The sequence below is a fragment of the Stieleria neptunia genome (assembly GCF_007754155.1).
Classification (GTDB): domain Bacteria; phylum Planctomycetota; class Planctomycetia; order Pirellulales; family Pirellulaceae; genus Stieleria; species Stieleria neptunia.
In genome coordinates, this window is the sequence record NZ_CP037423.1 from 9,875,567 (window position 1) to 9,886,101 (window position 10,535).

The 10,535-nt window shown below is 58.2% G+C and carries 6 protein-coding genes; 1 reads left to right on the forward strand and 5 read right to left on the reverse strand.

The annotated features are described in order from the left end of the window. Window positions 1-545: 545 nt before the first annotated feature. The 4 genes from Enr13x_RS34300 to Enr13x_RS34310 all read right to left on the reverse strand — a co-directional run bounded on the left by Enr13x_RS34300 (window position 546) and on the right by Enr13x_RS34310 (window position 4,936). Window positions 546-1,742, reverse strand: coding sequence for an IS91 family transposase (locus Enr13x_RS34300; RefSeq protein WP_145390903.1), 1,197 nt, complete (start codon window positions 1,740-1,742; stop codon window positions 546-548). A gap of 314 nt (window positions 1,743-2,056) precedes the next feature. After that, window positions 2,057-3,253 carry an IS91 family transposase gene (locus Enr13x_RS34305; RefSeq protein WP_145385673.1) on the reverse strand — a complete coding sequence of 399 codons (1,197 nt, stop codon included), beginning with the start codon at window positions 3,251-3,253 and terminating at the stop codon, window positions 2,057-2,059. Between the two features lie 128 nt (window positions 3,254-3,381). Next, window positions 3,382-3,528, reverse strand: coding sequence for a hypothetical protein (locus Enr13x_RS38605; RefSeq protein WP_197455348.1), 147 nt, complete (start codon window positions 3,526-3,528; stop codon window positions 3,382-3,384). Between the two features lie 1,087 nt (window positions 3,529-4,615). Further along, entirely contained in the window at window positions 4,616-4,936 is a 321-nt protein-coding gene (locus Enr13x_RS34310; RefSeq protein WP_145391393.1) for a hypothetical protein, read from the reverse strand. Window positions 4,937-5,603: 667 nt separating this feature from the next. On the opposite strand from Enr13x_RS34310, the gene Enr13x_RS34315 reads away from it, so the two are divergent. Continuing rightward, window positions 5,604-6,620 (forward strand): Acg family FMN-binding oxidoreductase, encoded by a 1,017-nt coding sequence (locus tag Enr13x_RS34315; RefSeq protein WP_145391394.1) that lies wholly within the window; start codon window positions 5,604-5,606, stop codon window positions 6,618-6,620. 245 nt (window positions 6,621-6,865) lie between these two features. Here the strand turns inward: Enr13x_RS34315 and Enr13x_RS34320 are convergent, their stop codons facing one another. Beyond that, a complete protein-coding gene (locus Enr13x_RS34320; protein ID WP_145391395.1) occupies window positions 6,866-10,186 on the reverse strand; it encodes a WD40 domain-containing protein in 3,321 nt (1,106 codons plus the stop codon). Between the last annotated feature and the right edge of the window lie 349 nt (window positions 10,187-10,535).

Here is a 10,535-nt window from a genome sequence, read left to right on the forward strand (position 1 = left end):
TGAAACAGAGTTCAAAAGAAGTTCGTGCCGCAGCGTGCGGGGAACACAACAAGGGTGCGTCAACGAGCAAAAAGCGCAAGTTAAAACGTCAGGCAAAGCACCAAGAAAGAGACAGTAAGAACGCCTAGCGCGCACAACTGGCTAACCGAAAAAGCGCCTACAGGCGCGCCGAAAGACAGACACGTTGTGACCCTCACACACTCACCGCACCGACAAAAGAAAACAGTCGCGCCAATGAAGTCGCTGCCGATTAAGTTCAACGTCTACGTTCACCGAGTTAGCGGCGGTAAACGCTGGCGGGTGAGTGGGCTGATTGGCACTTCGTTGCCCCTGATGCTAAGTTCGGTGCAACGTTTGGTTGAACGAGGCCTTCGTTCGGCCCCGATGTCGTGGGACCGGCTCGACCGATGTTTAGGAGTTTACCCGATCGAACGACCCGTCGTGAGGGATTCTAGCAGCTGTCCCCAACGAATGGATCTCATCGGGCGCGCACCTTCGGTACCGTCGGTGGCAATGGCTGTCCCTTGTGAAATTCTCCAGCGGCATCATGCGGCTTGCCCTTGTTTCTCACGCCAAGAATACGCATCAGAGGGAGGATCCCGCCCGGCGGAAAATTCGTGATGCGAGACCAACCGTTTACCACACACCGGACACGTGCAAGCATCAAGAAGCCCGGCCGACTCGCACCATTGTTGCCAAGTCAACTGTTCAAGCGAGTCGGACTCTGGCGGCTCCACGCCGAGCGCGGCACGGGCCTCATCGAGCTGGGAGTATTGGTTGCCGCTGTACAGACCGTAGCCGCGAACCGTCTGAAATCGCCGCGGCGGCACGTGCTCCAGCCAGCGGCCGAGAAACTGATCGATCGGCAACGCGGTCACCCCCTGACGTTTCCCGTCCCCACCGTCCTGCGTTCCAATCCGATAGCGAAACACGACCTTGTCATCTTGAACGTCCAGTAACCGTGACTTGCCGATCGGGCCGCCCTTGATGTACCGAGCCAAATAGGTCGCCACACCGGAGCCATCACGATAGGCGTCAAATATCTTGACGTTCCACGGTTTGCCGCTGAGCTTGGCCAACAGCTTCTGAAAGTCGGATGCGCTCATCGAGTCGGGCAATTGGATCTTGCCTGATTGAACCTTCTGCTGAAGCATCGCCTTGAATTTGCCGCGGAACTTGAGCATCAACACTTTGCGGGGCAGCAAACAATCTTTTTGGGGACGGCGCCACGTCCCATCACCAGCCAGCCCGCCGGCGGTGACGATGCAATGCAAGTGCACGTGCGGCAACAGGGTCTGGTTCCAGGTGTGCAGCGCCGCCAGGATCCCAGGCTTCGCACCGAGGTACTTGGGGTCCTTGAGCAGTTGCTGGAGTGTTTCCTTCGCGGCGTTGAAGAGGGTCTCGGCATAGGCAGCCTTGTTGAACCGCCAGATTCGATTCAGTTCGCTCGGGAGTGTGAAGACGATGTGATGATGCGGGCAGGGCAGCAAGCGTTGCTTACATTTGGCCAGCCACTGCTCTCGGGCCACCCAGGCGCACTGGGGGCAGCACCGATGCCGACAGGAGTTGTAGGCGATGCTGTGGTAGTGACCTTCGGGGCAACTGTTGACGTGCCCACCGAGCGTCCGAGTGCGACAGTGTTGGATGCACCATGCGGCGCGAAGCATCTCCCGCGAGACGTGAAAACGCGAGGCGAAGGAGTCGAAATAGCGTCCGAAAATCTGTTGAAGCGTGATGGCCATCGGCACCTCGCAATCAATGTTTGCAGCTCAACCCGAAGGCCAGTTCAACGTTTAAAATCACCCGGTCGCGACGAGAGATTCTCCAATGTCAAAACGCCCGACTTCGCGACTCGGGTGCATTTTTTGGTTGAACGAGGCCTTCGTTCGGCCCCGATGTCGTGGGACCGGCTCGACCGATGTTTAGGAGTTTACCCGATCGAACGACCCGTCGTGGGGGATTCTCGCAGCTGTCCCCAACGAATGGACCTCATCGGGCGCGCACCTTCGGTACCGTCGGTGGCAATGGCTGTCCCTTGTGAAATTCTCCAGCGGCATCATGCGGCTTGCCCTTGTTTCTCACGCCAAGAATACGCATCAGAGGGAGGATCCCGCCCGGCGGAAAATTCGTGATGCGAGACCAACCGTTTACCACACACCGGACACGTGCAAGCATCAAGCAGCCCGGCCGACTCGCACCATTGTTGCCAAGTCAACTGTTCAAGCGAGTCGGACTCTGGCGGCTCCACGCCGAGCGCGGCACGGGCCTCATCGAGCTGGGAGTATTGGTTGCCGCTGTACAGACCGTAGCCGCGGACCGTCTGAAATCGCCGCGGCGGCACGTGCTCCAGCCAGCGGCCGAGAAACTGATCGATCGGCAACGCGGTCACCCCCTGACGTTTCCCGTCCCCACCGTCCTGCGTTCCAATCCGATAGCGAAACACGACCTTGTCATCTTGAACGTCCAGTAACCGTGACTTGCCGATCGGGCCGCCCTTGATGTACCGAGCCAAATAGGTCGCCACACCGGAGCCATCACGATAGGCGTCAAATATTTTGACGTTCCACGGTTTGTCGCTGAGCTTGGCCAACAGCTTCTGAAAGTCGGACGCGCTCATCGAGTCGGGCAATTGGATCTTGCCTGATTGAACCTTCTGCTGAAGCATCGCCTTGAATTTGCCGCGGAACTTGAGCATCAACACTTTGCGGGGCAGCAAACAATCTTTTTGGGGACGGCGCCACGTCCCATCACCAGCCAGCCCGCCGGCGGTGACGATGCAATGCAAGTGCACGTGCGGCAACAGGGTCTGGTTCCAGGTGTGCAGCGCCGCCAGGATCCCAGGCTTCGCACCGAGGTACTTGGGGTCCTTGAGCAGTTGCTGGAGTGTTTCCTTCGCGGCGTTGAAGAGGGTCTCTGCATAGGCAGCCTTGTTGAACCGCCAGATTCGATTCAGTTCGCTCGGGAGTGTGAAGACGATGTGATGATGCGGGCAGGGCAGCAAGCGTTGCTTACATTTGGCCAGCCACTGCTCTCGGGCCACCCAGGCGCACTGGGGGCAGCACCGATGCCGACAGGAGTTGTAGGCGATGCTGTGGTAGTGACCTTCGGGGCAACTGTTGACGTGCCCACCGAGCGTCCGAGTGCGACAGTGTTGGATGCACCATGCGGCGCGAAGCATCTCCCGCGAGACGTGAAAACGCGAGGCGAAGGAGTCGAAATAGCGTCCGAAAATCTGTTGAAGCGTGATGGCCATCGGCACCTCGCAATCAATGTTTGCAGCTCAACCCGAAGGCCAGTTCAACGGCGGTGGTCACCGCGTCGGCGCGATGGACCTAAACTCAAAAACAAACTCAACTCGCCGACTGCGGTGCACCACATAGTTCACGCGTCCGGCCACGACGACAGCCCGAGCCATTGCCGCTGTTTGCCAATGTACTCGATCGGAATCGCCGTGGGAAATCCAGTGTCCCAATCTGCGGTCGGCACTTCAGGCGTCGGCTTGTCTTGGATCGTACTCGTACTCAGCATTGCGGTACTCGTGCTCGTACTCAATCGACAGGCGTCGGTTTGCCTTCGCCGGCCGAGTCGACCGCGCACCTATCGAACCGTGACATCAAATGCGAAACCCAGGAAACGGAGGTTCGATGACATCCGGTGGGCGACCTTCGAGTCACGATCAAACGACAGCAAATCAATTGCCACAAAAGAACGCGAGAAGACGCAAAAGAAGAAGTGGCCGCTGTCGTCAGGCGTGGGTTACCAGCGTGAACGGCGGTGGTCACCGCGTCGGCGCGAATGACCTGATCTGAAAAACAAACTCAATTCGCCGACTGCGGTGCACCACTTGGTTCACGCGGTCGGCCACGACGACGGCATGTGCCATCGCCGCTCGCTGCCAATGTACTCGATCGGAATCGCCAAGGGAAATTCAGTATCCCAATCAGCGGTCGGCACTTCAGGCGTTGGTTACCTGCGTTGGAATCAACAGGCGTCGGTCTGTCTTCCTCGGCCGAGTCGACCGCGTACCTATCGAACCGTGACATCAAATGCGAATTCCAGGAAACAGAGGTTCGATGAGATCAAGAGGGCGCACTTCGAGCGCACCAATCAAACCGTGTGTGAATGAGCAACCACAGAGGTCGCAGAGGGACACAGAGAAGAAGTGGGCGCTGTCGTCAGGCGTCGGCTAGCAGCGTGAACGTCGGTGGTCACCGCGTCGGCGCGATGGACCTAAACTCAAAGACAAACTCAACTCGCCGACTGCGGTGCACCACATAGTTCACGCGTCCGGCCACGACGACAGCCCGAGCCATTGCCGCTCTTTGTCAATGTACTCGATCGGAATCGCCGTGGGAAATCCGGTGTCCCAATCTGCGGTCGGCACTTCAGGCGTCGGTTGTCAGCGTGGGCATCGACAGGCGTCGGTTTGTCTTCTTCGGCCGAGTCGACCGCGCACCCATCGAACGATGGCATCAAATGCGAATCCCAGGAAACAGAGGTTCGACGAATTCCGGTGGGCGAACTTCGGGTCACGATCAAACGACAGCAAATCAATTGCCACAAAAGAACGCGAGAAGACGCAAAAGAAGAAGTGGGCGCTGTCGTCAGGCGTCGGCTAGCAGCGTGAACGTCCACCGTTCACCGCGGCACGGCGAACGACATTGGGTTTTCGGTTGACGTCGACTCCGTGCCTGCGTGTGCAACGGATGGTTCGCGCGTCCGGCCACGACGACAGCCCGTGCCATCGCCGCTGACGGCCAATGTACTCGATCGGAATCGCCGCGGGAAATTCGGTGTCCCAATCAGCGGTCGGCATTTCAGGCGCCGGTTTGTCTTGGATCGTACTCGTACTCAGCATCGCGGTACTCGTACTCCTACTCGAATCGACAGGCGTCGGTTTGTCTTGGTCGACCGCGCATCTATCGAACCGTGACATCAAATGCGAATCTTAGGAAATGGAGGTCCGATGACATCAGGTGGGCCGAGTTCAGTCACAACGTTCAGCAGCGTGGGCGACCGGCATCGGTTTGTTTGCCTTCCAGTCGAGTACGAGTAGGAGTACCGGCTGACGCCTGAGTACGAGTACGATTTGGGAGCGCGAACAATTAATTATCGGCGGTCCGACTGGGGTAAAAACCGGATATTCCGTGGTCGGACCGAGGAATATCTCCTGCCACCCGATGGTAGGGATTGGCGGCGATCCGGTCAAGTTTTGGTTCGCTTTTCTTCGCCGACTCCGCCTGAAGTTTCAATCCCCTCTTTGCCATCGGGCCTGAGCGATCTGCCACTCCATTCCCGGAAGAATCCAGACACCAACCAGACGCCTGCCGAAGCGGCTCACATCAGTTCACGTGTGTTGCACCGGGGGGATCGCGGAGAACGACAACCTAGGCATTTGTCCAATTACCCTGCGTGACCTTTCGGCGTTACACTGAGACATGCTGAAATTGATTCGATCACACAACGCTGGCGGTGATCGGTCAAACATCGATGACGCGCAACGTGTAACGATCGGTTCTCTCGCCACCCATTCAGAACAAGAAAACATTTGCCGACACCTGTCCGGCAAACCCATTCTTACTTCTAAACCAGGCAAAGATCCGATGACTACGATTGCGCAGCCGAAACCGTCCGCCAAACTTTCCGACCGACTGTTCGATGCAGTGGGGCATGCTGTGAAGGCGCCCTCGGGCCACAACACCCAGCCATGGCTGTTCCGTTTGAAGCCGGGCCAAGTGGAACTGTTGGCGGATCTCCGGCGGGCATGCCCTGTGGTCGATCCAAACAATCGCGAGCTGACGATCAGTTGCGGGGCGGCCTTGTTCCACTTGCGTTTGGCGATCAACTGCGATTCCATGGCCACCCAGGTACGGGTGCTTCCGCTCGGCAGTGAAGAGAACGTGATCGCTCGGGTGATGGTCGCCGGACCGCATGCCCCTAACGATGACGAGCAGATGCTTTTCGAAGCGATCCCCAAACGACGCACCAACCGGTTCCCCTTCAGCAAGCAAGACGTCGATCCACAATTGCAAACCGAATGGATCAATGACGCAAAGAGCGAAGGTGCATGGATCCACTTGATTCACGCGGATCGGGAGAAGCACGCGATCGCCGATTTGATTAGCGAGGGCGATCGTGAACAAGCGCACGACAAGCGTTTTCGACACGAGCTTGCCAAATGGATCCATTCCAACAGCAGCTCGCGACGCGACGGCATCCCGGGCTCTTCACAAGGGGTCAGCGATTTTGCGTCGCATTTCGGTTGGCTGGCCGTCCGCACCTTCGACTGGGGCGACGGACAAGCCGCCAAAGACCGACAGCTCGCCGAAGGATCACCCTTGTTGGCCGTCATCGGGACTGACGCCGACACGCCTGCGGACTGGGTTGCGTGCGGCCAGGCACTCGCCAAGATCTCGCTCCGCGCCGCGTCCTGGTCGGTCGACGCATCCTACCTGAACCAGCCGATCGAAATCCCTCGCTTGCGCACCAAGCTCGCTGAGTTGATCGGCATCAAGGCCTACCCTCAAATCTTGCTACGGCTGGGCCACGGCAGCGACGTCAAACCGACACCCAGACGGCGTGTCGAGGACGTGATCATCGGACCTGAGGGGCAACACTAAGCAACGCACGATCAAGTAGTGTCGGTTTTCAAATGTAGCGGAAGCCGTCAACGGGCTGTCGTTTTTGTGAGCCTCGGGCGCGTAAGCGGCCGGGCATTGAGACGTTGCCCGAGGCCTTACGGCCAGCGGCTCACCATTGACTCAGCAGATCCCGACTCAATCGACAGCCCGTCAACGGCTTTCGTTTTCCAGGGTGGACGAAACTGTTGATGAGTTTCGCTACGCCAGCAATTGTTCCGGCGGTCCTAAAAGGGTTCGGTGTGGAGTGGTGCGAGCAGCAGTGGAAGGGGATTCGGCTCGGGTTGATGGACCGCCTTGCGGCCTTCCGCCGGCCTTGCATCCCAGAGTCGAATGTCACCGGCGGTGTCCGCGGACAAAAGGCTTTGTCCATCGGTGCTCCAATCGATTGACTCAATGGCCGAGTCGGACGCATCGATCGTCAAAACCTCGATCGCCGAAAGTTCTTCTTCCGGCCCGCCCGCTTCGGAGCCGTCAATGGTCCATATCTTGATTGTCCCATCTTCACCGCTGGAAGCAATCTCTCGACCCGAGGGGTTCCATCGAGCCGCAGTGATCGGTCCCGTATGCCCTTCAATCATTGCGGCCATTTGCAGCGTTTTGAGGTTCCAAATCTTGATCGTCTGATCGAGACTGCCGGTGATGAAGTGTTCTCCGGAGGGACTTAAATCGATATCGCGGATCCGTTGTTGGTGGGCGCGAATTGCGAAACGTTTTTCGCCGCTCCTCGGGTTCCAACCGACAACCATGCCCTTCGCGTCGGCGGTGAAGACGATCGGCAAGGACGGGTGCCACGCGACGTCGACGATATTGGATTTGCGATGAAACAGATGATGCAGGACTTCTCCCGTGGAGGCATCCCACACGCACGACCGGCCCCCGATTCCGCCGGTGAAGATCTGTTTTCCGTTGGGATTCCACGCCGCACTTGTGACGTGCGTTTTGTGACCGGCGAACGTCAGCAAGACGTCCCCCGAATCGACGTCGCCAATGATAACTTTTCCGGATCGGTCAAGGACGGCGATCCTGTCGCCGCCAGGGCTGAAGCAAAGACCGCTCAATCCTGCATCCCCCGTCCATTGCGCCAGTTGTTGGCCGGATCGTGAATCCATCAGCGTGGCGATCGGCGCCGTCCCGTGATACGCGATCCGTTGCCCGTCGGGACTCCATTGGACTTCCATGACGCGGAAACGGCCATGATGTGCGATCAACCGATTGCCATGCGTCTGAGAGAGATTCCAATGACGAAGGAGTCCATTTTGAGTGACGGCAATCAGGCTTTTCCCATTGGGATGCCAATGAACGCCTCGAATGACGTCGATGCCGCTGCCCAGCCATCGCGAAATCCGACCGCTTTTTGCGTCCAGAATTCGCAAACTGGAATCCTTGCACGCCACCGCGATCTGCGTCTGGTCGGGACTCCAAACCATCTTGGTCGGATGACCACGGAGTGCGACGGTCCACTCGATTTGAACCGAATCGGATCCGATCCGCCGAAGGCATGCGGTGCCTTCGGTGACTGCCGATGCCAAGCACTCCCCATTTCCCCACGCCACCGCCGTCGTGTTGAACTCGGATTCGTCAATCCGATGCAAAGCTTCTCCGGTGTCCGGATCCCAAACCACCAGCGAAGGTCCTCCGCTGGTGAGTTCGTTTCGATGAGGGTTCCATTGCAGCGTTCGAACGGAAAAGCGTTTCGTAGGAAGTCGTCGAATTTCATCGCCGTTGGTCGCATCGATGATTTGAATCAAACCGTCCAGGTTGGTCGCGGCAATCTGCGATCCCTCGTGATTCCAAGTGACATCCGCGTAGGCTTCCTGCTGACTCAATTGATAGACAGCCTGGTCATCCTCCAATCGCCACACCACCAGGTTCCCGACCGCGTCGCAAAATGCAACCTGGTCGCCGAGCGGATTCCACGCAATGGCCCGGATGCTTCGGCTGCCGCCGTGCATGGTTTGCAGGACTGTCCCGGTGGAGGGTGCGACCAGGTGCACGGTGCCGTCGTGATCACCCACCGCCAGGATTGATCCGTCGGGACTGAGCGCGCTGGACCACAGATCTTTCCCAAAATCGATCTCATCGACGTCCTGCTCACACTGAGCGCGCAGGTAATACCATTCCCAACCACGTAGGTCCTGACCGGCAACGCGGGGATGCCAACGATCGGTGGTTTCGGCGATGCGACGGGTGCCGCCGGGAATGCCAACCGCCCGTCCGGCCAAACGCATTTCGGCTCGATAAAGTTGACGCATACTCTCTTGGCGCAACCGCCGTGCTTCGTCACGTTGGGCGCGGTAGTCTTGCGAGGCTTTTTCTGCCGAGACATACAAGAAACCGGCCGTGATAGCCAATCCGACGATCAAGACGAGCAGGGCTAGTAGTCCGCCGACGATCGCCAGATGACGACGCAACAGTTTTGACACGACGTAGATGGTGCTGTCGCGTTTGGCGTCAATCGGCTTGCCGTCGAGGAACCGTTGCAGATCATCGCCCAATGCACCCGCGGAGACGTATCGGCGGGACTTTTCTTTATGGAGCGACTTCAGTGTGATGGTTTCCAGGTCGCTGTCGATCGGCGGTGTGGAACCTCGCAACGACTTCGCCTCGGCGTGCCGGATCATCAAGATGCTGTCCGTAACGGTGTCTCCGAGTTCGTACGGCAACTCGCCCGAAAGAATCTCGTACAGCATCACACCCAACGAATAGACATCGCTGCGAACATCGGTTTCCGCATGTCGGCCGGATGCCTGTTCGGGACTCATGTACGCGACCGTGCCCATGATCTGGCCGGTCATCGACAATTGCAGTGTTTGATCGGAGCCGCGGTGCGTCATCCGTGCCAGACCAAAGTCGACGATGTGGGGGCATCCGTTTTCATCGACTAAAATGTTCGACGGCTTCAGGTCGCGATGAATGATGCCGTGCAAGTGGGCGTGTTGCATCGCTTCGCAGACGCGAATGATCAGTTCGACTCGATCGGCAATCGAACGGCAGCGTGTCCGCGCGTATTGATCCAGGTGTTCGCCGTCGACGAATTCCATGACGTAAAAATACTGGCCTGCCGCCAAACCACTATCGAACACACGAACGATGCCCGGATGCCGCAGTCCTCCGATCAGTTCGACTTCGCGCCGAAAGCGTCGCTTGTCAGCCTTGTCCGCCAGTGGACCGGCCAGCAGGAATTTCAGCGCGACGCGTTGATTGGTGCCGGTCTGGATCGCTTCGTAGACGACGCCCTGTCCGCCCCGTTTCAATTCACGACGGATCTCGTAGCCCGCCAAGGACTCTTGTAACAGCGCCAGATGATCCAGCGGGTCAGCATCCGCATCCCGGCTCGCGTAGGCCTCCAGTGAATCTTCCGACGAATCGTGCGCCTCCAGTAAACCCAGCACTTCTTGGCGAAGTTTCAGATCGTTTCCACAGGCCGCGTCGATCACTGCCGCGCGTTCCGGTTCGCTCACCGAAAGTGCCTTTTCAAAGATCAACTGGATCGCAGACCACGAGTCGCTGTCATGTGACGACGAAGTGGACACAATTTCAGTCATCGGGAGGTTCCAGCGCAAGACCCGGGATTCAACGCCACACAACGGCGCTGAACGTTCAGTTTAACTGCCCGCTCAACGGCCCGCTCAGAGATGTCGACGTCACCGCAACCAGACCGCCAACGGCCGATTCAGCGAATCGTTGTACGACGTCCTTTCTAGGTCGTCGTCGGGAGTCCAGCGGACGACGGCCCGGAAGGGCCATCGTACTCGAAAAACCGGTCGTCCTAAGCTGGACAGTCTCTTAAGCCTGCACACCAACATTTCTGCCCTCTGATCTCCGTGGATCGAAAACCAAAAAAATCTTCTACTTTCCCAACTTCTTCTGAGCCATTCGCGGGCGAGATCTTGC